Below are 23,072 nucleotides of genomic sequence, written 5' to 3'. Positions count from 1 at the left end.
TGCCTAAAAAGTAGACATGGGGCAAAATTCTTACATTTCAAGCGCAAAGATCAAATTTTTGATATTGACTGTTGGAGGCATGACGCTCGCTATAAGCCATGCAGGGCGCCCCTTAATTCAGCTATGGTTTGTTAGCTGGGAGGATGAAAATAGGCTGATGGAGCCCTATAAGCAAGGATGTCTTTTACGAATGGTACTCCTGAGGCATCTTGAGCAGAGCTTCTAGCTAGGCCCTTGATAGTTCTCGTGGCAGCAATTGTAGTCATATCCAAATCTACCGACTTGTTTTGCTCAGGGCTTAACTCCACGTCAATTTTATAGTATCCCTCCTCACCTAGCTTTTGCTTTAGCATGAAGTCGGTGACCCCCTCTTGACTAGCCATCATCAAAGAAAACAGGTCTCCCTTCCATGAGAGTAGCCCGCGATCCGTAGATTCCTTTTGGTTTGCAGTGATTTTTGCAGACAGTGCCCCAATCGCTAAAAGTCGAATGTTCTTCTCGTCGCCAAGAATTGGCCCATCTTCAAGCTCTGTATTATGTAGAAGTTCATGATGTGCAAATAAGCCAGGTGCGTTACCAACTAACGCACCGTCTACATAAATTTGATCGTCAAACTCGTGGTTTGGTAGATAAATGGGGGCCGCACTAGTTGCAAGGGCTACGTTGACCAGTGATTTTGATCGGTCTCGGGTAAATCGCGAATGGTGTGGCGTCTTAAAAAACTGGGGGCCTCCCTTAGTCCAGTTGACCGAGGGGATTAATATGCGATGCTTGAGGTCGCCAATCGTGCGGTCCCCAAAAATGCTTTCGAGTGTTTCGCGCAATGGATCTGCACTGTGTTTGGCTTTGCATATCCCTCTGTTTATATCAAATCCCGATTTTCGCATCCTAGCTCTAAAGGGATGTAGCAAATTGTTGAGGGGCTCTAGAGGGGTGAAGATTTTGGCGCCATTGGTTTCAAGCTGCGACACAATTTCCTGGGCGGAAATCTCGGCCGCTAAGGCTAACGCTATAATCCCCCCAATACTTGTTCCAGACAACAGATCAAAATGCTTGGCGAAAGGTATCTGTGTATGGTCTTCAAAGTCAGCAATGACAGTGGCGGTGTAAAGCCCTTTGTAGCCACCACCGGATAAGGCTAGGGCTTGTACGATTGACTGAGGATTCATGGTTCATCTCATTCCGAAAGGCTATATAAAAATCAGTATGCGTTTTGTTGAATATGGAGCTAGCGCCTTTGAGTGCTGTAAATTCACGGGCATTCAAGTAAACTCTGGGCAACAAAGTCTACATCAATAGTTTGATTAGCTCAGAGGGGTTTAAGTTAAGGGCTTTGCAATACTGAGTAAACTGATAAACGTCGAGCCTTTTCTCTGCAGCCTCAAGCTTTTGAACAAAGCTATGAGGTTCGTTAATCAGTATGGCGACATCTCTCATGCTTAGGCCTTGCTCAAGCCTGGAGGACTTAAGCTTCTGAATCAGTCTGTTGTATTTCTCTGAAGAGATTGCTTTGTTCATATTGTACCAATTTATGGTACGGCATAAAATGTACCCAAATTTGGTACGGTCAGCCCTTGAGCTGGCTACAACGTATTTGTCTATTATGAATCACTGTATTCCTCTAGCTGACATCGCATATATAGACTTGGTTGTGTTGGCGGCACTGATTTCATGTGTCGACACGCAGCGCTTGTCGTTTTCGGTAGGCGAGTTGAATAGTAACCGATTTACACCCACCGAGTATCTAAGCAGGAAGCTTGTGTATGGCTTTCTGCTCCGGAGGCTCATTGTACCTGTTGGCTGCACGTCCTTTTATAGCGAGGAGAGCCGTCTCCTAAGCCGCTAAAAGTCGCAAAACCTGACAGCGAAACGCAGACCTTGCTCGGTAGAAGTATTCTGGAAGCAGAGTGTCTTGAGTTTATTGCTTCAAGATTGGCATTAAAGGATATAGCAATACGCACGAAGCATAAATCTATTGGTCTGAGAAAGCTACTTGAGGAAAGTGATATTTTAGGGGTTCTCATGTTGCTTTGGCAGGCGGCAGAAAGTTTTACAGAAAGTGATCTGGCAATTTTTGCTGCCTTGTTGAATACAAAATCTCCGGCACAAGTGATAGTGAATAAGTCAATTGAGATTCATGAAAAATATAGAAGTCAGCTTAGGTCTGTAAAGCTGTTTAGTAGGGACTGGTATTATAAGGGTCTTTCCTAATTCAGGTGGGCGGGAATTAAACACAGCCCTCCAAAATGAAACAGAATGGCCGTCTTAAACCGTTCCTTATTTCTGAATCCTCGTGCACGGACCTTCAACAATTTTATTCTGCTATTGATACTTTCTGCTCCAGCATTGTTTTTTCTATGAACGATCGCGTTGATGATTCCCCAGAGATTCTTCTTAATGCTAGCCGCCACCGTTTTAATCGGAGTTAGCCTGGAGCGGGCCGCCCATCCGTACCAACGAGCCCAAGCTCTCTGAGCCCAACCTCGAGTAGAATAGTTCCATAACTGCATGGCGTATTGCCTAATTGCCCATGCTCGAGCGGTTTTCTTTGCCACTTTAGACAGTGAGTTGATAGTGTCCCGGTGGCGGCTTTTTAACTTACCTTCGGAGCGCAACCAGTTAAAGCGGGATAGGTGCAAAGGCCTTCTCTGATCAGCAGGGACAAATTGCATCTCTTCCTTTCTAACAGAATCGACGGCTTTGTCTAAATCCATCGCTACGTGGAATTTGTCAAAGCAGATTTTTTGTTCCCAGCCATTCACATGCTCTTTGGTGGCCGAAAGGTAGGCCGGCGACATATCCATACTAACGGTTTGAATTGAGTCGATTTCTCGCTCCGATAAGCTCGTATAGAAGGCCGCAAGGCTGTTCTTTGAGCGATCATCCCGGACATCGACGACCTGGCCTGATTCATTGGAGACAATGGTTATGTATTTGTGGCCCTTCTTGCTACTAACTTCATCCACGGCTATATGCTGGTAGTCCACCGACTCACGGGCCGAAAGCCCCCGCGCCACGGCACGACGCATAATTCCATCAATGGCGTTCCAGCTCAGCCCAAGACGGCGGCTCACTGCGTTAATGCTGGCCTCTTTAAGCCACTGAATCGCCATTGCTTCGAACAGTAACGTAAAGCGTGAATTTCTTTCGGCCCACGGGACATTGACTTGCAAAACACCGTGCTCGGGGCATTTTGCTCTGGGTACAGCGCCATGAACAATGGTCTTAAACTGGCAAGTGTCTAGGTGCCGCCAACTCTTATCGCGGGTATCGTACCGGGGACATGCGCAACCGCACTCAGGGCATAGGGTCTCAGCATTCCGGTCGTGCTCGGTGTAAACATGGACCACCCCGTCCTTAGACAGCTCGACATGCTCAACTGCCCAAGGCTCTTGAAGCCCAAGAATGCTCTCGTAAAGTGATAGTTCGTCCATTAGTTGCCCAAGGATCAAATATGACAAATTCGAGCTTGGTATTTTAGATGGAGAGCGAGGAGATGGCTATGATTCCAACCGAATAGGGGAAGACCCATTTATATACAGTTATAATGGAAATTTGAGCAAATTGAAGTTTAAGGTCCTATGAGTAAAAAGCTCAGCAGTCTTTGTTTTCCCAGATTCCAAATTCTAACTCTTTGAAATATATGTATATTTTGTAATTCGTTGAGTGCATAGAAGACCTCGTTGCGGTCTCGTTAAACACGATCGCTTCGTTTCTACAGTGACAGCAAGTAGCAAAATATGTGCTAACCCCTTGAATTTGATATGATTTCTGACAATAGATGGACGAAAAACTGGCGGGACTTTATGTTGTATAATCAAAATTCCGTCTAATACACTGTTAAGTGGCTAATCGTAGCTGCAATTAAACATCGAAGGAGGAAGCAAAATGTCAAAGGAAAGTCAGGTAACTCAATGGCTTAAAGAACACACGAATTTGTCGTGGACGCGCACTAGCGGGGACTCTCCGGCAGTTAAACGAGATCGCTTTTTCATCAATCGAAGCGAAGGTTATGAAATCAGGGACTTTATCCTCCAGTACTACGATGAGTGCAATCTTGAGCATAAGTCCGAGAACTACGAGATTACCTTGAAAAAGATCATGGAGTACCGAAAGGGCGAGAAGGTCAAAACTGAAGACCTACTAAGTCATCTAAAAAGCAAACTGAAATAGTGGCGCATCACCACTTAACAAGGCCAGGCACGGCGACGTCTACTACATTGCGGCTTCGCCTCCATTCCGTAGCCGCGCATGCTGGCTGGCGTTATGTTCTTTGGAGGTTTCGCGTATTAAACCCATTCGGCTTAGGTTATTAAGCGTAAAACCAGCCCTATTTTTGGCTTTTTCGGTAATAATCTTCGGTTACCTAGAGCCAGGTTATTCCCACGTTAATATGGCAGTAAGTAAGCTCGGTGCCTTTTCAGCTGGAAATACAGTACTGATGAATTTGTTCGGGTTGTTCCTAGCCTGCTTCAGTGTCTACAAATTTTGTATTAATTATCGGTAATAAACTATCGGTCAACTCACCAAATAGCTTTCCATATTGACACGTCGCAGAATTAATAGTGACTCCAACTAATATTTTATTTCCAGTAACTAGGTGGTTACACAAATCAAAATAAAAAAATTTATTCGAAAGATCATAGAATATACTTTCAAAATCCAAGCTATTACCCTTATATGCCCTAACACCATTTCAGAAAACTAAAACACTAGATTTCTATTTCATTCAATATACCGCCCAGCTTCACATCTAATTCTTCCAGGGAATTTACATAGTAATTAAGATCACTTTCTATTCTTGAAAACTTGCTTTTCCAGGCAGAAATATCTTCTTTCTTTATTTTGCCGCCCGACCTTTGAACAGCTTTGGCATATTCAGCAACATATTCATCTGCATTTTTTATTGTTGCAGTTAGACTTGGAACAACTGGAAACGCGGTACGGCCAGCTTTGGCGTCTGTCACTATCTGCCCAATACTGGCATCCGAAGAATTATCCAATAACTTACAGCGTTTCAGAATATCTTCATCCGTTTCTCCAGCATCACAATGAGGATATTTATTATCAGGAATTACAGGGGGGAGCTTATGAAGAGCCTCATGCGCCTCTCTAATTTTCTTCGTTAATTCATCAATATTGACCAAAAACTCTTGAATTTTTAAGTATTCAGAGAACGTACTTATATCTACCTTCAGTTCTTTTTTAGGAAAATCCACCCCAATACTTTTCATACAGCTGGTCTTAGCCACCCCCCCCTCTAAGCGATTACAAATAGTTAAAGCATTATGCTTTATGGTCGCCTCTTTCAACCTGTAGTGACTTTTAACATTATTCTGTCTATTAGACTCAGCATGACCGATCATGGCAGGTAAATTCTCTTTGCAAAATTGTGTTAGCGCTGAATACCTGGCCAATGAGCTTTCAATATTTCTTGCATGGCTTTTAGCATTATCGATATCCTCACTAGACAAACTCCCGGCAGTTCTTTTAGCTCTCAAATCTTCAGTAATAGGCGCCAAAAACTCAATCAAAGGTTCATTGAACCTATTTGCGGCACTCTCGGATAAGGAGAACCCCATTTCTACAACACAGGCGGAAATAACTTCATCTGCAAGACTGTCCCTCATGTAAATTTCTTGCATCTGAGCCAGGGCATCAATGGCATTGGTGCTAACTGAAGAAGTAATACTCCCAAAGCCTTCGCTATCGACAATTTCAGCGGCAGTATTGGCTGTTTGATTATGTGATGACTGAACAAGAACCAACGCATTGGCCTTCTTGTTTTCTAAATCCTTGAGCGTTTCTTCTGCTGTTTTTAGATTATTGCTAAGCTCTTCTTTTTGTTCTGGGGGAGTTGAATTGGCCTCATCGTACGCGCTCTTGGCGGTATCTCTTGCCGTTCTAGCTGTATCAACCTCACTGTCGATTTCCACCAGTTTTGCAAGTGACTCCTCAAAAGTATCTGAGCTTCCGTCAGTATTTAAAGTACCGTTGGCACTGACCTTCCCCCCCAGCGAAACACCAGAACGCCCGAAGGCACCCGCCGCAGTTTCTCCAAGCATTAAGGTAATCATGGCCTTGTTGTTGCGTGACATAATTAAACTGTAGCTTGTTGCAGAAATAGCTCCGTTTGAATATGCCTCACAAGCTCGATACATCTGGTCTCTAAGCAACTGGATCGTCGCCGTTCGCTCAACGAGCGACGCTAAAGCCTCGGCAGTAGAAGCGGATATTTGTGCCTTGGTGCCATCGGCCGCTTCGGCAACAATCTGTAAAGCATTTTGGCTGGTGGTGGCTACGTCTGGTGAGGGTTCCAAACATACAACCTCAAATACCTTTACAGCTCCCGTGTTATCCGGTTCGACTGGCTTTGAATAAACCAATCGATGATCAGCTGTGGTAGCACTTACGCTGGTTGTCTTTAAGTTTGTGGTATGCCAACCAAGGCATCCTGATAAAGAAGTGAATATCAAGAAAATGATTATTAGACGAAAAATCATAGCAAGCCCTCACGATCCTTCAAAAGCAGCATCTTAAGAAAAGTAGTACTGACAGTATTAATCGAGCAAGAGATTTTGCTGTTCATCATAATTACTCTTGCAGCGCACAGAAATCTAGCCTTTGCTGGTGAGTAGAGTTTTCTAACCAACCTGAAGCCGAGTAGTTATACTCGCAGTCATTCCGTAACTTCCAATTGCCTTTTTTCTTACTAAAGAAATAATTGGAACCCCAACGGGCCTTCATCTCGTCCGGGATACCGCTAAAGCGAATACCACTGGCCTTTTCAATAACATCGATTCTTGAAGTAAAACTCCAAAAGCTGCTGATCTTTTCACTGGTATGAGGGAGAAGATACCCTATCGCAGCGGGGGGTTCACCATTACTCGCCGGTTTGTAAATTACTTTATAGTAGCCAGTTGGAACGGCAATATCAGGATTGGTCGGAATGTCTATACTGCTGAAGCTGGGTAGCTTGGTGTTCTTCTTATAAATTTTTGAAGCATCCAACTCGCTTTGTTCATAGACTCTAAATCGAGAGTCAGGAAATTTATTGAAAATCGGGCCAGTGACTACATAAACAGGGCCATGCTCAGCCCCCCAATACAAGACCTGCCCCTCAAGACGTGCCCAGACATGGCGATTCAGATTATGATACTGCGGTGACATATTGGCCATCGAGAACGTATGGTAGGTTCCACACAAATGCCAACTAAAAGCATTATTCGGAGCCAAATGGCCTCGGTCATGTCCTGTATTTGAGAAGGGATTTACTTTAAGACGATTTTGACTTTGAGCTAGAAGGAAGGGGTCTTCATGAAAAGGATCTCGCGCTTTTTTCTTACCCTCCTCCCTGAAAGCATTTACACACGCTTCGACCTCGCTCCATGGCTGCTTTTTGAAGTAGCACTTCATTTCATCCCGCGGTCTAGACGCACAACCCTTCGGCCCATAATTATCACCTAGCTTATAAGCAACCCACCTTGCTGAGTGGTTTTTGGGCCAATACTCCAAAGCAAAAAAGCTTGTATCGTTGGCCTTATAGCAATGATGACTGTTGTTCTTATAAGGGGTAGTCGGTGGGCTTGAATATAGAGTTGGAGTATGGTCGAGATCACCATCAATGAAGTGATCTGAGCAGCCATCCAATGATGATTGCGTATAGGCATGCCCGCTATAGACCATGAATAGCAAGCCAGCGGTGAGGTAGGCGATAACTGAAGTAGATGCAACGACAGATCTTTCCACGAACCAAATCCTCGACTATCCGTGCTCGGACCCACTATTGCATGAATAATATTCCTATTTCAGTCAATAAATCAAGAGTAGTACGCCGAACGTGGTTTTAATAAGTAGATTGTCCGTTGATCCTTCAGCTCTCATAGATTGAGGTTTTAGGGTTGTTGAAATAATAATCCCTCAATAGGCCCCGAGTATTCGGGCTCACCGTGTCCTGTTGAGAGTATTGTTTGATATAGGCACCGTCCCGCCAGCCAACGGTATGTAGTTCAAACTCCGTCTGCTGTTGCCCCAACCATTCAATGGCCGCAGGGTGAAAGGTGCCATTGGTCCAGAGCTCGAATTCAAACTTCCGATCAGCGTAGTTAATGCCATAAGGCCTGATCTTTTCGTTTATCAGCGGTACTCGGTTGTCATACCACCGCTGCACCTCTTCTAGGCTGACCATTGCACCAGGCACCTTGGCCTTGCACTCCACAATGATGGATCGGCCCTCTTCCTCCAGGTCCACCAATACGTCCAGCTCCGCTAGACTGGATATTTTATAGCCAACCGTTAGATAGCCGCCGGTTACCGCAACCAATAGGTTACCCACCACCAGCTCAAACAAACTTCCCCTGAGGTTGGCACTGGCCCCTTCAATCCTGGTCAACCGATTCATCACGTTTTCAAGGTGTTCCGGATTGATGGCAGCGGTCTTGCCCGTGTCGCTCAACACCTTAATCAGGTCGTTCAAGGCTTTTGCCACATCCTGGCCAAATAGCTGGGACGTGGTGGCGGCAATAATGCCCGCACTTCTCGCTCGATCATAGGCGGCTTGGGTAAACCCATCAGCCACCAGAAACCCCATAATAGGCGCGACCTTGGGTGGAGAAGCCGCCATATCGTACTTACGCACAAAGACTTCCACCTCCTCATCACTGATCTGATGGCCCATGGTGACATCACAGACAAAGAACCCTGGTTTGATTTCACCTTCGGGGGCGGACACAAGGGGTCTGACATAGGATGGCGCACTTACATCCCAGGTTATCCCCGACACCACGGGAGGCTGCACATCATTGCGTAGCGCGAACTTAGCGTAACTGCCGAACCCCAACTTTCTTGCCCAGTCTGCAATTGCCGCAATGGCGAGATTCTCTGTAATGGCGATGGCCCGCTGCTCTAGTGAGGGGGCCAGAACGTTATAGCAATGGGGATTGAAACTGATCCAAGTCTCGCCGCTCTTATCATCCTGAACTTCCTTGAGCAGATGGATCTTGATCAGGCGCTCTAGAATAGTGTCCGGCGAGAGCTGCTTTTGTCGTCTGTTCGGTGCGCCACAAATGCGCGGGAAGAGCGATTTGGGGCAAGCGCCACCCCGACGCTTTAACCCCACCATGGCAGCCCAATAGGCCTTACCCTTGGTTTCAAAGGCCGCTTCTACAGCGCCCCAAAATCTGGCATCACCATACTGGTGATCGAGAAAAATGAATTTGGCATTCTTTTCAAACCGCACGCCCGACAAGCGTGTTATCCCGCTGGCCCTCTCGACTCTCTTGCGAGCAGCGTCTGGGCTAACCCCCTGATCAACCATCATCTCAATAAGTTTAGAGGTCAGACATGGCCCTAACCTATTTAACAGATCTCGAACAATGTCACTCAAATTATGCTCCATCCAACGCTATGTCACACTGCTCTATTTATAATATACTTATATCGGTCAGGCAATAATTTTTGATTAAGACGAGCTGTCGAAATTAGACATATATATCAATGGGTTACAAACACGAGAAACTCTGCCTTTTAGGCTGTGTCCAGAGTAAGATGTCTCAACTGATTTTCCAGGCTTTATTGATGCAGGCAGTGTTCCGGGATTCCACCTACACACAATGGCGTTTACGGGCTTTGCCGGGTTCGCTAAACGCTCATTCCCCGGTGTAGAACTGACGCCCTTTCAACCCCTAATTTAGGCGTTAATACCCGCCTCCTTTACATACGCATCGTTAGCGTCATTTGAGAGTCCGGTGTCCGCGGTAACGATGACGTTTGAATGAAGAGTGTCGGCATGGATGCCCATACGCCGTTAACGTCTCTGAACGCTATCGAGAACGGGCTTTAACGTATGGTGTTCTTGATCTTCTCCGAACGCTTGGGCATCAACAATGATTTGATGTTTCTTATCAACAGTGGCTACGCCGTTGTATCCTTGGATGGAGCCTTTGCTGGTGGCCATTTTGGCTGACTCGTTATCGGTGATATTGCTTTTGACTTCCTTGGGGCGCTTAACATTCCCCATCCGTGGGGACGCCGTCTTTAGGAACTTGTCGATGCGTTCAAATTCTTTTTCAAGAGTATCGGCCGCTTGCCGGAGCCGTTGTTTCCGCTCTCGCTCCTGGGGCTTGCGCCCGTCTAAATTTTTGTGCTCTTTCAGACATTGCCGGACTTTCTTGCGCAATTTCTGCGACGAGGCATGGACATGAGCTATCAGACTTCAACCTCTCTATCGAGGGTGATGAGGCTTTGGCACTGTATGAGCGAAATTGGCGATTTATTGAGGTTGAGCAGCTTACCGATGCAGAAAAAGAGCTTATCGATCGCCTAGTTACTGAGTATGGTAATGATATTCTGAATGCTTGAAGCATATTGGTTGGCTCTTTCCCTTGTGGATGCGGAATAGATCGGGTGACCGTCCGCTCGAGTCTGAGAAGGTGCGTCACAGTAGTGTTCGAATCGACAGCCCATTACGTCCTTGAGGTTTTAGGGAAAGGTAGACCGCTAACTTGAGTGTGCTCTCTAGGGGCATGCCCCACCATTTGGCGCAAACTAAAGTACGGGATCTGGCGCAAAAATGGTTGTTTTTTGTTCTCTTGTTATGTATCGTTCTGGTCATCAAGGGATGACTAGCTGTTAAAAGGGCTTTTGACAATTATCTTTACCTACCTTGCCCACTAAGTTTTAGCACCCTTCGATATTTCATTCCGGCAACTATTCAATGAGCTACCGCAAAGGCTGGTTCTTGCTCGGCTGTGCTGTGAAAAGAAGCTAATTGTGATTGTGCCCTGCCAGGGGTATGCCTTGTTTAAGTCTTGATCGTAGGGAAAATGATGAAAAACCTTAGAGTTGGCCTTATATGGATGTTCTTTGTACTCTACTCCTCCTTGGCTTTTGCTGATCCGGTTTTAGAAAACGGATATTGGGATGCAGAAAATCCTGTAGGTGGTGCAGGAGCAGGCTGCGTAAATTACTACATGGATGATGTGATTACGACTGACCAATGTTCAGCTCTAATTACATACTATTCAGCATTCGGTAACACCGAATACCAATATCTGTATATAGCATTAGACTACTCTCAAGTTCTTCCGGGTGAAGATGGCGGTACGTTCCGCGTAGATTACAATAAAATTTTGCATTGGACTGGGCCGGGTCATCCATGCCAGAACGATGATGGTACCGGGGATGAAGAGTGGAGTAATGATCAGCAAGCGTGTGTGGATACTGGGGCTGGTGACGATGAGGATGATAAAGAAAATGAAAGCATGGGCAGGTGCGATTGTGTAAACCCTTGTGATGGCGGGTCAATTCGAGTTAGTACCGGTAATAATTATCATGCCGAAGTAGACTACTCTGGTCGTGGTGTAATGCCTCTTAAAATAGCCCGCGCATATAACAGCCTCAAATCTGAATGGACCTTTTCAGGTACTGACAAGCTGATTTTCAATGGCGACTCTACGATTAGTTGGCATAGAGATGATGGAAAAATATTGAAGTTTCATCATAAGGCTGTCATTGGTCCTTTCGAGTTAGAGTTGTACACTCCGGGCTGGTCGAAAATTAAGTTGCGTGATCTCGCTGGAGCCGTATTCGAACTGACAGATGCCGATGACAATACATTGGTGTTTGATCAGGATGGTGTTCTTCTTCAGAGAAGTAATAAGAATGGAGGGGTTCACCATACCTATGACTATAATGACGAAGATCAATTGCGTAGCATTTCTAGAAGCCTAGGCGGCGAGCTTGTATATGAATGGTCGGGCTCCAATGTAGTCAAAATTACCGTGGTTGGCAGCTTAGGCCAAGAAGCTCACACCTATAGTTATGTAGGCGATAAGGTGAGAGAGCACTTGTTAGGAGGGAATGTGTTGAACTCCTATTCCTATGAAGGCGGGTATTTGTCAGGCGCCAAAGATGCATATGGGTATGAATACGCTACTTGGGTGTACGAAGGTCAAGGGCGAGTTCGTTCCGTCTCACATTCAAAAAAAGGCGGGGAAACTAATTTTCAATATGTATCTGATAATACCACCAGGGTGAGAAATGTTTTTGATAAAACCACAAGTTACTCTTTCACGGATGAAGTCGGTGTGTATCGAGTTACCAATGTTGTAGGTGATCCTACCGAACGTTGCGATGAAACTACAGATGAGTATACATACTATCCAGAAGATCATATAAACGCCGGTTTGGTGAAAACCAAAGCAAGTACAGAGGGCGTAGTTACATCTTACGAGTATAACGATCGCGGCTTAGTGGTTTTGAAAGTAGAGGGAAAAGATACGGATGCAGAGCAAGTTACTGAGACTGTTTGGCATGACACCTTGAGTCGACCTGTTTCTATTACTAGAGGGAATAGAGTCGTCACCTATGCGTATGACTCGGCGGGAAATGTGACTAGTCAGAAAATTTCTGGCGGACAGTAATTAAATAATAGGGAATGTTATGTACCTTCGATTCTTTTTAGTATTCGTAACTTTATGGTGCTCTAGTGTTATCGCGCAGGCGGAAACGCCGACTAAACCCGTAATAGCTTGGCTGCCTTCTTCTGTAGACCAGGGTGATGATATTCAGGTTCGTTGGGATATGTGGTGGGGTGCTAATGGCACCCACTGGTCGCTGACAGATAATGGGCAGGAAGTATGCTCTGGCTCCTTAGCTCCAAATGGCAATAATGCGCAAATGGGAGAATGTGTCTCAACGTATAGTGTTGGCACTCATTCTTTACAAGTAGATTTATGTAACGCCTCTGGTTGTACCTCCAGTGATGCTGTGACATTGAGAGTTGGGGGCGGCAACCTGCCTACACCAGCAATGCCGGTTATCGATTGGCTGCCCGGGTCTTTCGATGACGGATCCGATATCTCAGTGAATTGGAATATGTGGTGGGGTACAAATGGTACCAGTTGGTCTTTGACGGACAATGGGCAGGAGGTGTGCTCTGGCTCTTTGACCTCCAATGGAAATAATGCACAGCAGGGAAAGTGTGTCTCAACATATGATGATGGTGTACATTCACTTCGGGTGAATTTGTGTAACGCCGCTGGCTGTACCTCCAGTGATGCCGTGACGCTAAATATTGGGGCGACGACTACTCCTGGGGCTCCCGTTATGGATTGGATGCCGGCGTCATTTGATAATGGCTCTGCTATTTCTGTCACATGGCATATGTGGTGGGGTACAAATGGAACCAGCTGGTCATTGACAGATAATGGGGATGAGGTTTGCTCTGGCACTTTGATATCAAATGGTAAGTCTGAGCAGAGCGGTAGTTGTGTGGTCGATTATGCGCCTGGTACACATAGCCTACAGGTTGCGCTGTGTAATAACTTGGGGTGCGCTGAGAGCGATACACATGAGTTTGATGTAGGCGGAAGTTCTAACATTAATCGTCCCCCGCTCGTTTCTGTAACTGATGTCCCAGCGGGATTTTATGAAGACAGTCAGGTTACTTTTAACGCCTCCGCTAGCGATGAAGATGGATCCATTAGCCGGGTAGAGTTCTTCTTGAATGGAACGTCGATAGGCGTAGATACCAGTGCACCTTACGAGGTTAGCTGGCTGGCCACTGAGGGTGATCATGTGCTGACGGCGAATGCCATTGATAATGGCGGCGCTATAACAGAGTCCTCTCCGGTTAGCTTTGCTGTTTCATCATTACTAAATGAGCATCCCTTAGTAAGTGTCAACACCCAATCTGATAGTACAGTTGGCGAGGCCTTGTTATTTAGTGCGATTGCTACCGACCCAGACGGTTCAATTCAACATGTGGAGTTCTTTCTGAACGGTGTCTCAGTTGGTGTTGATGCCGTTTCTCCTTATGAAGTGAGTTGGGTGGCTGTTGAGGGCTCCCAAGTTTTGACAGCCAAAGCTACCGATAATGACAGTGCTGTTACTGAATCGTTAGCAGCTGGCTTTACAGTGTTGCCTATACCGAATGAACTGCCTGCAGTTAATGTCATCACTCAAAGCGAAAGCGTGGTGGGAGAAATATTGGTATTTAGCGCTGACGCTGTCGATACCGATGGTTTGATCAGCCAGGTAGAGTTCTTTCTAGATGGTGTTTCGGTTGGTGTTGTCACGGTTTCGCCTTATGAATTGAACTGGACTGCTGTTGAGGGTGTGCATGAGTTAATAGCTAAGGCCACTGATGACGATGGGGGCACTGTCGAGTCAGCAGCATATGATTTTACGGTATCAGGCCAAGGGGGCAACCTTCCGCCAACGATTGATTTAACCTCAGAGGGGGGCGGAAGCACTGAAGGTGACCAGATCCTCTTTTTGGCGGATGCTCAAGATCCGGAAGGGCTAGTCGATCAGGTGCGCTTCTTTGTGGATGGAATTTGGTCCTTCACTTCGACTGAGCCTCCCTATGAGTACACATATAATGCGTTGAGTGGGACTCACCAAATAAGTGCCCAGGTAGTTGATCATCAGGGTCTCTCTGCCGATTCAAATGTTATTGACTTGACTGTCAATGGTGTGAGTTTCTCCGCACCGAGTGAGGTTGAGACCATATATACATATGACGATCACGGTCAGGTAAAAACAATCGATGGACCACGGACTGATGTATTAGATATAACAACCTATGATTATGATGATAACGGCAACCTGAGTTCGATCACGAACGCTTTAGGTCATGTGACTCAGTTTCTGGATTATAACGATCATGGTGATGTTGGTCGTATCATAGATGTGAATGGTGTTGAAGAAATATATGATTATTATCCGCGTGGATGGCTAAAATCTGTAACCAAAGTTCATCCGAACAATGCCAGTCAGAATATAGTTGTTAATTATAGCTATGACGACAATGGAGAATTAACAAAAGTTGAAAATCCAGATGGTAGTTTCATTGAGTATATCTACGACGATGCTAGTCGCTTGGAGGCAATTGAAAATCATTTAGGTGATCGTATTGAATATACATTAGATGATGCGGGGAATAGAACGCAAGAAATTATCAAGGACAGCTCGGGACAGCTTTGGTGGCAAGTTAGCCGTGTCTATGACGAGTTGAGTCGATTGCGAAGTATCACTGATGGTGAGAGTAACACCGCCTCTCAGGATTACGATGTCAATGATAACCCTACCTTGTCGACAAATCCTCGTCAGTATTCAAGTGAGAAGAAGTATGACGCAATTAATCGTGTACAAACGCTAATCGATGCCGACCTTAACCCGATAAAGCTTACCTATAATTCTCAGGGTGATATCGATACGGTAACGGACCAGCGTGGCCTTGTGACGCAATACGAATATAACCACTTAGGCCAGTTGCGAAGCATAAATAGTCCGGATACTGGTGTTACACTGTTTGGGTATGATGGCGCGGGAAACATTATTGCTCGTCGTGATGCGCGAGGCGCTACGACCTTGTACAGTTATGATGCACTTAACCGATTGGTTACAGAAACCTATCCAGCACAGCCAAGTCACAATAAGACCTACGGCTATGACAATACTAGCCCAGCAACTACCGCCTCTGGTGACAATTATGGTGTTGGACGATTAACCTCGATCAAGGATTTCTCTGGCGAGCAGAGTTATGTCTATAACCATCGCGGCCAGTTGGTTGAGCAGCTTACTAGGGTAGGCGGCTACACTGAGGTTAAAAAATTCGGCTACAACATTTATGGCCAATTAAACAAACAGTGCTTCTCTATGCAGGGTAACGATTCTCAGGGCTGTATTGAATACGATTACAGTCATGGGCGAGTTGCTGGTGTTCGCTGGGAGGCTCCGGGGGAAAGTCAGCAGATTGCGGCAGACATTAGCTATCGACCGTTTGGTCCTTTAGCTGGTCTACGGTATGGCAACAACTTACAGCTAAGTATGGATTACGATCGAAATTATAGTCTGCGTCAATACACATTAAGCTCTGATAGCAATACGTTGATCGACATTTCTTATGACTTAGATCCCAATGGCAATATTGACACAATAAATAATGCAGTTGATCCAAGTGTGTCGCAGGAATTTGATTATGACAAACTTGATAGGTTGGTAGTTGAGGCAGGCCTGTATGGCGATAAATCTTACACCTATGATGCTGTGGGTAATCGCACTAGTCAAAGTCACGATGAAGAGCTGAGGACGCTGCACTATGACTTTGCCAGTAATCAGCTACTGGGGAGTGATGGTATAAGCTATCAGTATGATTCTAGTGGTAACCTAGCCACTAGTGAGCGGGCTACCGAAAGTGACTTTCCAGAAAGTTATATTGGTACGAGATTGTACAAATACAATGTGAACGAACGTCTTGATGCGATATACCTCAATGGTCAGTTGCAGGTAACATATGGCTACAATGCACTCGGGCAGCGTGTTGAAAAGCAACGCTATCAGGATGGTCAGCGGGCAATGACAAGTGTCTTTTTCTACAATACATCGGGGCATTTAAGCTCTGAGGTGGTGTTGGACGCAGAGAATAGCCCTGTTGAGCGCATTATTTGGATCTGGTTTAAAAGTACACCTCTGGCGCAAGTTACACAGAGATTCAATGCAGATGGATCATCTTCCCATTCGAAGTTGGTGTATTTGCATGCAGACCACCTCAATACGCCTCGTGTAGCCACTGACAGTGTTGGTAGTGTGGTTTGGCGGTGGACGTCCGATGCATTCGGTCTCGGAAGTGCAAATGAGGATGTTGATGGAGATTTTAATAAAGTAACAGTAAACCTTCGTTTTCCTGGGCAGTACTTCGATGAGGAGACAGGCTTACATTACAATTACTATCGAAATTATGATCCAAGTATAGGAAGGTATCTGCAAAGTGACCCTATTGGCATAAATGGTGGAATCAATACATATAGCTACTCTTTTGGCAATCCATTATTTTATTTTGATTTCTTTGGGTTAGCGCCAGGGGACCTTTTCGAGACGCGTGATGATGCATACTTAGATGCTAAAAATTACGCCAGATCGATGGCAAATCAAAAGGTCGAATATGGTGGCTGGTTGATGATGGTTAAAAACTGTTGGACATATACGTTTTTGGTTGGTTCTGAAGGTGGCCTGCCTGAAGCTGAATTAGAGGCGACACGACCTGAAGGCTCAAGAGTTATATGGCATACACATCCCAACACAGGTGACCCAAGGAGGCGTGCCGCAGAGGAAAGCTTCTCTGGGAATGTTGAGGGTACTAGGCCTGGAGATCTGACGACGGCCAGAAATGAAAATATCGGTGTGTATCTCAATACACCATCGAACTATAACGCATACTATGACTATTACGCTGACCCAAAGCTATACCATTTAGAAGATAGAACTCCATTAGAGTGCGAATGTCAATGAAGGCGACTTTTCAGATGTTTCCGTATGCGATTTTTCAATTCCTAGGTCTTTTTGTGGGATTGCTATTTTATCCATTGGCAAATGCTTCTTTAAATAGTGATTCGAGTAATGATCATTTGATACCTGAGCTTCCGGCAATAGTTCACAAAGATGATTATTCTCTAGTGCTAAGAGACTTATTTAAGGATGCATTTAACAGCGATGTGCTGTTTCGAGTGTTAGTAACTCCTTCCTTCGGGGAGGAGAGAATGGTATTCATTACAAAGAGTGAGGATGAATACTTCATAGTAACAGCTGAACTTAATAGAAGACTTCTAGATAGTTATAGTGATCACAATAAACTTGGCTCAGAGATGGAAGTTTTTAGATTGATTCCTCCTGGAAATAACAAAGGTGTTGCTGATGTTGAAGTTCTCAAACGGAGAACTAAGATAACTCATGGCTTAGTTGAGAAACTATCTGAAATCTGGAAGACTGAATTGTTGTTGACGAGGCAGCCCCAAACACCAAAATATTCATTGGATACTGATGTCTATCAGTTCTCAATGTTTATCAAAAAGCATGGGACTGTCGGTGGAAAGTTGGCCTATTTAAAGAGCTCACCTCGAATGAATTCTCTTGTTAAAATAGTCGCGGCGTTGAAAAGTGTGGATCCTATAGATATTGGCACACTTGTAAAGTTGGTTGATGAGCATTTATTTATGTTGGAGCAGTTGGTTGAGGTTCAATCTGATGATTCTCTTTAGTTTTATAAGCGCTGACGGTTTGAGCTGAAAGTAAAACCTTTCTCTTGATACTGTGCTCGCTGATTTATAGTGGCTCTAGCTGGCTTGGTTCAGAGGTGGTGCTCGATTCAGGCTACGAACTCAAAGATATCGTCATGATTGACGATCGCGACGACGCTCACATGTTTTGCGGTGTGCTTTTAATGATTACCGATTTCGAAGTGCGTGATGAGTCCTGCAGAAGTGATACCGGTCTTCTCGACATGCTGGAAAAGCTTCGCTATCTAGGGGATAGATCGCTACTTGAGCTGATAGAGAAGATTAAGAACGAGCGGTGTCGGGAGCGGCAAATGTAAAAATACTAAATCGGATGCTCGGGCTGCTTGTGACCGCCATGACAAGGAATTGTCCGTAGCTTTTGGTTGGCCCTGTTATTCAATATGGCCATGTTTTTTTCAGCTCCTTTCGAAAGCAAGGCATTTTCAAATGACAACTTTTCTTTAGTCTTTGATGAGCAGGGCAGGTTGACAGAAGCGAAGGATTTTGGGACGGAATCACGTGGGAAAAATACTGCAAGTACTTTCCAGTCCTTAGCGGAAACCTATACGGAGATAGAGGTGGCGAAGTATGCTAAAGTTGAGGCTAATAAACCTAAAACTGAGATTGAACTACTTCAGGAGCAGACGGAATTAGTAAGAGCCAAAAAAGTATTGGTAGACGCACAAAGTGCACTTAATCCTGTAACTACACCGCTGGTAGAACTGCAGCAGAAGATCGAGCTGGCAAAGGCTGAAAAGGAGCATATCGATGCGACGAATGCACCAATCCCAGAGGTTGATGAAAAGCCGTCGGAAGCTGAAGAGGAGATAGCTGTCATCCAGACGGAAACCGCTTTGCACCAAGCTAGGGTGGCCAAACTTCAGGCAGTCATTGCTATCCGGGAAGCCACAAAGAGGCTTGCTGAGGAGTGATGGACGTATTGAATACATTAGTAGAGGGGGCAGCCTTTGGCTCGCCTCAAGTTGCAGGTAGAGCTGCGAGTGCTGCAAAACGCCAAAATTGTCCCCAGCCGATAACTTTACTTAGGGAAAAGTCATGAGCGCTCCCGGCAATTCACACATAAGACGTCGAAAATATAGGGCCTTCACCCAGCGCGAGAAAGCAAAATCAACATCGCAGTGGGTGCGGTTTACCTCACCGGCCACTTGGGTCGATGCTCTTCATCCTGTACTGCAGGCATTTCTATGGATCATGCTTGCCTCATGGGGAGCTTTTGCGTCACTTTGGTCCGATAGTATTAAGGACGTGGTTTTGCCCTTTAGTGCGACGTCTTCGGGCGAGCCAAACTTGTATACGATAGGTTTTGGTGTGTCGGGCGTTGTTCTTGCGGTGACATTTGCAATCTCCCAGTGGGCCGGACGGTACCAGGACAACATCATCATTGAGTCTACGTTGACAATGCCGCCCCATGACTTTTGGGATACATTTGGTACGGCGTATGAAGTGCTTGCTGAAACAACGGAGAAGGAAGTATTGAGCCTCCTTGGTGCCTCTGGAGCCACCAAGAAGGACGTGGTGGCCTCTGCTCAAGAGCAGGTTCGTCGAATTCTTGACACGTTGATCAATATGGCCCGCTCTTGGGATGGCGTCAACATCGATGGTCAAAGTGTAATTTATCGCGCGAACATAATGAGGGTATGGCGGTTTAGAGACAAAGAGGGAAATGGTGTCGAGGCGCCAACGCGATGCCACGAGTTGGCTAAAGCGTTTAGTGTGGCACCTGCTGAATCTCACTATACGGGATACGTTGGCATTCTGGATACCGTTTACACCACCACCACAGAGACCCAGACCCCAACCCCAGACCCTCGATGCAAGCCTCTCGCCTTCCCTTATACCCGAGAGGACGATGTCTGTGGGATTGACTACCCCTTGTTACCCAACATACTAGGTGCACCTAAGGCGGCTGCAATTGGCCTGCATTCTTATGTGAAGGATGTCACAGATATTGTGGACAGCTATAAGGCGGGGCCAGGCACAAAAGACGATGCTATACTTTCGGAATTGATGCGGTATTATAGTGATGTATCTATCGCCCAGTCGATTCTGTCGGTGCCCTTGAAGCTAGATGGAGAGGTTGATTGGGTCGTCAATATGTACCGAAACCAAAGCGGCATGCTTTTTGATGGGTACAAAGTGAGAGATTACGTCAACATTATCGCTCCACACCTGCATCTATTGCAAGTATTGCTGATGGAGATAGAGGATGTGGTAGATGAAAACCCATCTATGGTATGATGATATTATGAGCCGAAGACCTGAAATTACTTCTACAGCTGGGATGGTTGCTCGGGCCCGTCTTCGTAGACTTCAAAACAACCCTGAAGGGCTAGCACAAGTCAAAATCGAGGCGGCGAACGGCAAGCAGGCACTCGATAGTCTGACGCGTCTGTTCCGCGGCCAAGCCACCGAAGAGGATATGCAGCAACCCTTAGTTGCTAGGTATGCCTCGATGAGCGACACTCACCGATACTAAGCCAGCTGCCTCACCGGGCGGCTTGGCACACTGCCGTCTACCAAGCAATATCACTTCCTGACGCCTTCAGACGGCTTTAAGCTGACTTTGGAGTACGACTCCGCCCAAGGCCTGGTTGCCACAAGCCTTAACCTTTCAGGTCAATGTCAATCAATACTACGACCTATCAATTTCGAAAGAGTCGCAACAATACACTTTTCTTCGTTACGAGCGTAGGAGCTTACAAAGTAATTGCGAACTGCGAAAAATAGCCCCGCAACAAAACAAGCTATCCCCACCCAATTACACACATTAACTAACCGACCAAGCCAAACTTCTGTAAGTGCATAATATTTGCTGCCCGCTTGAGATGATATATTCCCTTCGATATAACCACCTAAAACGATAGCAACAAGAAAACAGGAGGCGATACCGGTAAGTAAGGCACCCCACCATGGTAGACGAGAAGCAATATGAACAACGTCACCAACGATAGAAACGATACTATTGCTACGCCCTCTCCTATATATTTTTCCCATATCTGCAACCTTCCTGTGTGCGAATTTTGAAGACGTATCATATAGGGTTGGAAGACCGCCCCCCAATCTATGAGAGGCGGGATAGTGGCTTCTAGGTTAAATCTACTATTGGAGCCACAGGTCCGTTAGTCTTCACGGAGTTAATACCCGTTTCGCGGGCGCTCGTTGATGAGTACATCTCACTGGTCCCTATCACCTGACCGTTTGAGGCCTTCAAATTAAAGTAAGGGTCACCTGAAGTCGAGGTTTTTCGGTCATAATATCGATCATCTGGACTGTGATGTCGAACCGACGCTATTCCATTTTCAGCGCCCGATAACATCGTTTATGATCCACGCGCAAAGCACTACATTATTACCAGTACCTTCAGGCCGCTTTATAAATTATCCGCTGATAAATGTTTAAAGACTCTTTCATACGGTTTTGGTGACAGTTTAGAAAGTTGCAGAGAGTTCGCGCCGGCATACTCTATGGGACTCGAGCGCCCTGATCTTGACACTGTCGCAGCGATTTCGCGTGCTATTTCTCTCAAGCGCCCCGTCCAGATCGATTATCTATCCAGCAGCAGCGGCGAATCTACAAAAGTGATTTGCCCGCACGCAATGCTAGACAATGGTCTGCGCTGGCACATACGCGCTTTTGACCGTGATAAGTCTCGGTTTGCGGACTTTGTCATGAACAGAATCGTTAACATCAGTGTTCTCTATAGGATCGGGGTTGATTCCATTGAAATGCCGACGTGCGACACCCAGTGGAGTGAGACCACGATACTGGTGTTACAGCCTCACCCCAAGCTATCAAGTGCCTCAAAGACTGCTATTGAGCACGAGTTTCGGATGGCAAATGGTACGCTGAAGAAAGAAGTAAGAAAGGCACATGTAGGGTATCTATTGAACAGCTGGAACGTTGACGCGACCGTTGCGGGTGACCTCGAGGGTAGCCATGTACTTCTCCATCTAAAAAATGCAAGTGATATAGAAAATCAAAATATTGATAATCTGTTTCTTGCTCCCGGCAGGGGGAAGAATCACCCTGGCGTTGTCGGAGGTTAGTCTTCTTACGAGGATTAACCCATGGACAAAAGACCTGGATATTCTGCTTCCCCTAAAGAGAGCAAGCTCTCTGTACGTTTAGTTCTCACTATTAAGCGGGATGTAGTGGTCAAGTAAATTAGGCCACAGTTTAGGAGGCTGCCCAGTACAACTGTACGGCTGCATTTGGACTCACTCCGTTGTTGTTGCTGTGTGGTCGTACCTGACGTAGTAGCCAGTTAAGCAAAAACGCTATTAAGATGGCGCAGTTCCTAGCAGCGCTTTACGCTGATCAATAAAACGAATCACTTCTTTCGATCGCAGTCGAGTTCCGCATGGGCGAAAAAAGCTGACGCACCCACTATGTTGAATACTATAATACGTTATTATCGAGTGCCGTTTGTGCTGCAAGTCTTACATCGGCATCGGCATCCTTCAAGCAGTTTCGCGCTAAATATAAGTACTCTGTATAGCTATTATCGTCAATAATATCCAATACAAACTGCCTTACGATTGGACTTGAATCAGCAATGGCAGTTGATAGCACTTCCCCTCTTATGCCCTCGACGCTGCTAGCCAGTAACGTAGCTGCAGAGCGTAAATGTTCAGAATCATCGCGATAAAGTTTATAAAAATCGTAAATTTCTATGCATTTGTGAAGATGACGTAAAGAAATGGCAGCCTCGGATCGAGTCAAAGCATCTTCCGAGGAATCCCACAAGATTTCAGATAAAAACTCTACAGCGCTTTCTATATCTTTTAAACTATTTCGAAGCGAGTAAACTGCTCCACGTTTTTGATTTAGTGACAACTTGTTGTAAATGAGCATTAGATATTTTTCGTCGAGCCGGAGTATTTGATCGGCAATTACGTCGTAAAAATTATCATCCATAACATTAAGGCTGTATAAGTCAGTCAATTCACGCAGTGTATATCCTGAAATATCTAAAAAAGTCATTTCACTTGC

The 23,072-nt window shown here is 45.6% G+C and carries 19 protein-coding genes and 1 pseudogene; 10 read left to right on the top strand and 10 right to left on the bottom strand.

Going from position 1 to position 23,072, the window contains the following annotated elements; all coding sequences use genetic code 11:
* Positions 1 to 131: 131 nt before the first annotated feature.
* The gene (locus QWI17_RS20025; protein ID WP_302724302.1) at positions 132 to 1,169 is read right to left on the bottom strand and encodes a CBASS cGAMP-activated phospholipase; all 1,038 of its coding nucleotides are present in this window, start codon (positions 1,167 to 1,169) and stop codon (positions 132 to 134) included.
* A 118-nt stretch (positions 1,170 to 1,287) separates the two neighbouring features.
* Complete coding sequence (locus tag QWI17_RS20020; protein WP_302724301.1) at positions 1,288 to 1,518, bottom strand: helix-turn-helix domain-containing protein; 231 nt, start codon at positions 1,516 to 1,518, stop codon at positions 1,288 to 1,290.
* A gap of 360 nt (positions 1,519 to 1,878) precedes the next feature.
* Between QWI17_RS20020 and QWI17_RS20015 the strand changes: the two genes are divergently transcribed.
* A complete protein-coding gene (locus QWI17_RS20015; RefSeq protein ID WP_302724300.1) occupies positions 1,879 to 2,211 on the top strand; it encodes a hypothetical protein in 333 nt (110 codons plus the stop codon).
* On the opposite strand, the gene QWI17_RS20010 is transcribed toward QWI17_RS20015, so the two are convergent.
* The gene (locus QWI17_RS20010) at positions 2,208 to 3,434 is read right to left on the bottom strand and encodes an ISL3 family transposase (RefSeq protein WP_302724299.1); all 1,227 of its coding nucleotides are present in this window, start codon (positions 3,432 to 3,434) and stop codon (positions 2,208 to 2,210) included. The two genes, QWI17_RS20015 and QWI17_RS20010, sit on opposite strands and share 4 nt — an antisense overlap.
* Before the next feature lie 454 nt (positions 3,435 to 3,888).
* Here QWI17_RS20010 and QWI17_RS20005 point away from each other — a divergent pair, with 454 nt between their 5' ends.
* Positions 3,889 to 4,173 (top strand): hypothetical protein, encoded by a 285-nt coding sequence (locus QWI17_RS20005; RefSeq protein ID WP_302724298.1) that lies wholly within the window; start codon positions 3,889 to 3,891, stop codon positions 4,171 to 4,173.
* 539 nt (positions 4,174 to 4,712) lie between these two features.
* Here the strand turns inward: QWI17_RS20005 and QWI17_RS20000 are convergent.
* The 4 genes and pseudogenes from QWI17_RS20000 to QWI17_RS19985 form a co-directional block, all read right to left on the bottom strand.
* On the bottom strand, positions 4,713 to 6,503 hold the full coding sequence (locus QWI17_RS20000) for a hypothetical protein (RefSeq protein WP_302724297.1): 1,791 nt from the start codon (positions 6,501 to 6,503) through the stop codon (positions 4,713 to 4,715).
* A 91-nt stretch (positions 6,504 to 6,594) separates the two neighbouring features.
* On the bottom strand, positions 6,595 to 7,749 hold the full coding sequence (locus tag QWI17_RS19995) for a DNA/RNA non-specific endonuclease (RefSeq protein WP_302724296.1): 1,155 nt from the start codon (positions 7,747 to 7,749) through the stop codon (positions 6,595 to 6,597).
* 124 nt (positions 7,750 to 7,873) lie between these two features.
* Positions 7,874 to 9,385, bottom strand: a complete 1,512-nt coding sequence (locus QWI17_RS19990) for a hypothetical protein (RefSeq protein ID WP_302724295.1) — start codon at positions 9,383 to 9,385, stop codon at positions 7,874 to 7,876.
* Positions 9,386 to 9,691: 306 nt separating this feature from the next.
* Positions 9,692 to 10,168: pseudogene (locus tag QWI17_RS19985) on the bottom strand (IS1182 family transposase); the annotation flags it as partial.
* A gap of 658 nt (positions 10,169 to 10,826) precedes the next feature.
* Here QWI17_RS19985 and QWI17_RS19980 point away from each other — a divergent pair.
* The 7 genes from QWI17_RS19980 to QWI17_RS19950 all read left to right on the top strand — a co-directional run bounded on the left by QWI17_RS19980 (position 10,827) and on the right by QWI17_RS19950 (position 20,556).
* Positions 10,827 to 12,422, top strand: coding sequence for a DUF6531 domain-containing protein (locus tag QWI17_RS19980; RefSeq protein WP_302724293.1), 1,596 nt, complete (start codon positions 10,827 to 10,829; stop codon positions 12,420 to 12,422).
* A 19-nt stretch (positions 12,423 to 12,441) separates the two neighbouring features.
* Positions 12,442 to 17,295, top strand: coding sequence for an Ig-like domain-containing protein (locus tag QWI17_RS19975; RefSeq protein ID WP_302724292.1), 4,854 nt, complete (start codon positions 12,442 to 12,444; stop codon positions 17,293 to 17,295).
* Complete coding sequence (locus tag QWI17_RS19970; protein ID WP_302724291.1) at positions 17,286 to 18,041, top strand: hypothetical protein; 756 nt, start codon at positions 17,286 to 17,288, stop codon at positions 18,039 to 18,041. The genes QWI17_RS19975 and QWI17_RS19970 overlap by 10 nt, the downstream gene beginning before the upstream one ends.
* Positions 18,042 to 18,136: 95 nt before the next feature.
* Positions 18,137 to 18,376: a hypothetical protein gene (locus QWI17_RS19965; protein WP_302724290.1), complete on the top strand. Its 240-nt coding sequence runs from the start codon at positions 18,137 to 18,139 to the stop codon at positions 18,374 to 18,376.
* A gap of 84 nt (positions 18,377 to 18,460) precedes the next feature.
* Positions 18,461 to 18,991: a hypothetical protein gene (locus QWI17_RS19960; protein WP_302724289.1), complete on the top strand. Its 531-nt coding sequence runs from the start codon at positions 18,461 to 18,463 to the stop codon at positions 18,989 to 18,991.
* Between the two features lie 124 nt (positions 18,992 to 19,115).
* Positions 19,116 to 20,318 (top strand): hypothetical protein, encoded by a 1,203-nt coding sequence (locus QWI17_RS19955; protein WP_302724288.1) that lies wholly within the window; start codon positions 19,116 to 19,118, stop codon positions 20,316 to 20,318.
* A gap of 7 nt (positions 20,319 to 20,325) precedes the next feature.
* Positions 20,326 to 20,556, top strand: coding sequence for a hypothetical protein (locus tag QWI17_RS19950; RefSeq protein WP_302724287.1), 231 nt, complete (start codon positions 20,326 to 20,328; stop codon positions 20,554 to 20,556).
* A 146-nt stretch (positions 20,557 to 20,702) separates the two neighbouring features.
* Here the strand turns inward: QWI17_RS19950 and QWI17_RS19945 are convergent, their stop codons facing one another.
* The gene (locus QWI17_RS19945; RefSeq protein ID WP_302724286.1) at positions 20,703 to 21,074 is read right to left on the bottom strand and encodes a hypothetical protein; all 372 of its coding nucleotides are present in this window, start codon (positions 21,072 to 21,074) and stop codon (positions 20,703 to 20,705) included.
* 91 nt (positions 21,075 to 21,165) lie between these two features.
* Positions 21,166 to 21,396 carry a YegP family protein gene (locus tag QWI17_RS19940; protein ID WP_302724285.1) on the bottom strand — a complete coding sequence of 77 codons (231 nt, stop codon included), beginning with the start codon at positions 21,394 to 21,396 and terminating at the stop codon, positions 21,166 to 21,168.
* A gap of 148 nt (positions 21,397 to 21,544) precedes the next feature.
* Here QWI17_RS19940 and QWI17_RS19935 point away from each other — a divergent pair, with 148 nt between their 5' ends.
* The gene (locus QWI17_RS19935; RefSeq protein WP_302724284.1) at positions 21,545 to 22,126 is read left to right on the top strand and encodes a BrxR family transcriptional regulator; all 582 of its coding nucleotides are present in this window, start codon (positions 21,545 to 21,547) and stop codon (positions 22,124 to 22,126) included.
* Positions 22,127 to 22,478: 352 nt separating this feature from the next.
* Here the strand turns inward: QWI17_RS19935 and QWI17_RS19930 are convergent, their stop codons facing one another.
* Positions 22,479 to 23,063 carry a HEAT repeat domain-containing protein gene (locus tag QWI17_RS19930; protein WP_302724283.1) on the bottom strand — a complete coding sequence of 195 codons (585 nt, stop codon included), beginning with the start codon at positions 23,061 to 23,063 and terminating at the stop codon, positions 22,479 to 22,481.
* Positions 23,064 to 23,072 lie beyond the last annotated feature (9 nt).

This window comes from Gilvimarinus gilvus (assembly GCF_030518155.1).
Taxonomy (GTDB): Bacteria; Pseudomonadota; Gammaproteobacteria; order Pseudomonadales; family Cellvibrionaceae; genus Gilvimarinus; species Gilvimarinus gilvus.
This window is presented reverse-complemented; position numbering and strand designations above follow the sequence as displayed.

What these genes read in the sequence shown, in the direction of transcription:
- QWI17_RS19960 (WP_302724289.1), top strand. Translation starts at nt 18,461, where the DNA reads ATGGCCATGTTTTTTTCAGCTCCTTTCGAAAGCAAGGCATTTTCAAAT.
- QWI17_RS19945 (WP_302724286.1), bottom strand. Translation starts at nt 21,074, where the DNA reads ATGGGAAAAATATATAGGAGAGGGCGTAGCAATAGTATCGTTTCTATC.
- QWI17_RS19935 (WP_302724284.1), top strand. Translation starts at nt 21,545, where the DNA reads ATGGGACTCGAGCGCCCTGATCTTGACACTGTCGCAGCGATTTCGCGT.
- QWI17_RS20025 (WP_302724302.1), bottom strand. Translation starts at nt 1,169, where the DNA reads ATGAATCCTCAGTCAATCGTACAAGCCCTAGCCTTATCCGGTGGTGGC.
- QWI17_RS19930 (WP_302724283.1), bottom strand. Translation starts at nt 23,063, where the DNA reads ATGACTTTTTTAGATATTTCAGGATATACACTGCGTGAATTGACTGAC.
- QWI17_RS20005 (WP_302724298.1), top strand. Translation starts at nt 3,889, where the DNA reads ATGTCAAAGGAAAGTCAGGTAACTCAATGGCTTAAAGAACACACGAAT.
- QWI17_RS19955 (WP_302724288.1), top strand. Translation starts at nt 19,116, where the DNA reads ATGAGCGCTCCCGGCAATTCACACATAAGACGTCGAAAATATAGGGCC.
- QWI17_RS19980 (WP_302724293.1), top strand. Translation starts at nt 10,827, where the DNA reads ATGAAAAACCTTAGAGTTGGCCTTATATGGATGTTCTTTGTACTCTAC.
- QWI17_RS20020 (WP_302724301.1), bottom strand. Translation starts at nt 1,518, where the DNA reads ATGAACAAAGCAATCTCTTCAGAGAAATACAACAGACTGATTCAGAAG.
- QWI17_RS19950 (WP_302724287.1), top strand. Translation starts at nt 20,326, where the DNA reads ATGAGCCGAAGACCTGAAATTACTTCTACAGCTGGGATGGTTGCTCGG.
- QWI17_RS20000 (WP_302724297.1), bottom strand. Translation starts at nt 6,503, where the DNA reads ATGATTTTTCGTCTAATAATCATTTTCTTGATATTCACTTCTTTATCA.
- QWI17_RS20010 (WP_302724299.1), bottom strand. Translation starts at nt 3,434, where the DNA reads ATGGACGAACTATCACTTTACGAGAGCATTCTTGGGCTTCAAGAGCCT.
- QWI17_RS19970 (WP_302724291.1), top strand. Translation starts at nt 17,286, where the DNA reads ATGTCAATGAAGGCGACTTTTCAGATGTTTCCGTATGCGATTTTTCAA.
- QWI17_RS19975 (WP_302724292.1), top strand. Translation starts at nt 12,442, where the DNA reads ATGTACCTTCGATTCTTTTTAGTATTCGTAACTTTATGGTGCTCTAGT.
- QWI17_RS19940 (WP_302724285.1), bottom strand. Translation starts at nt 21,396, where the DNA reads ATGTTATCGGGCGCTGAAAATGGAATAGCGTCGGTTCGACATCACAGT.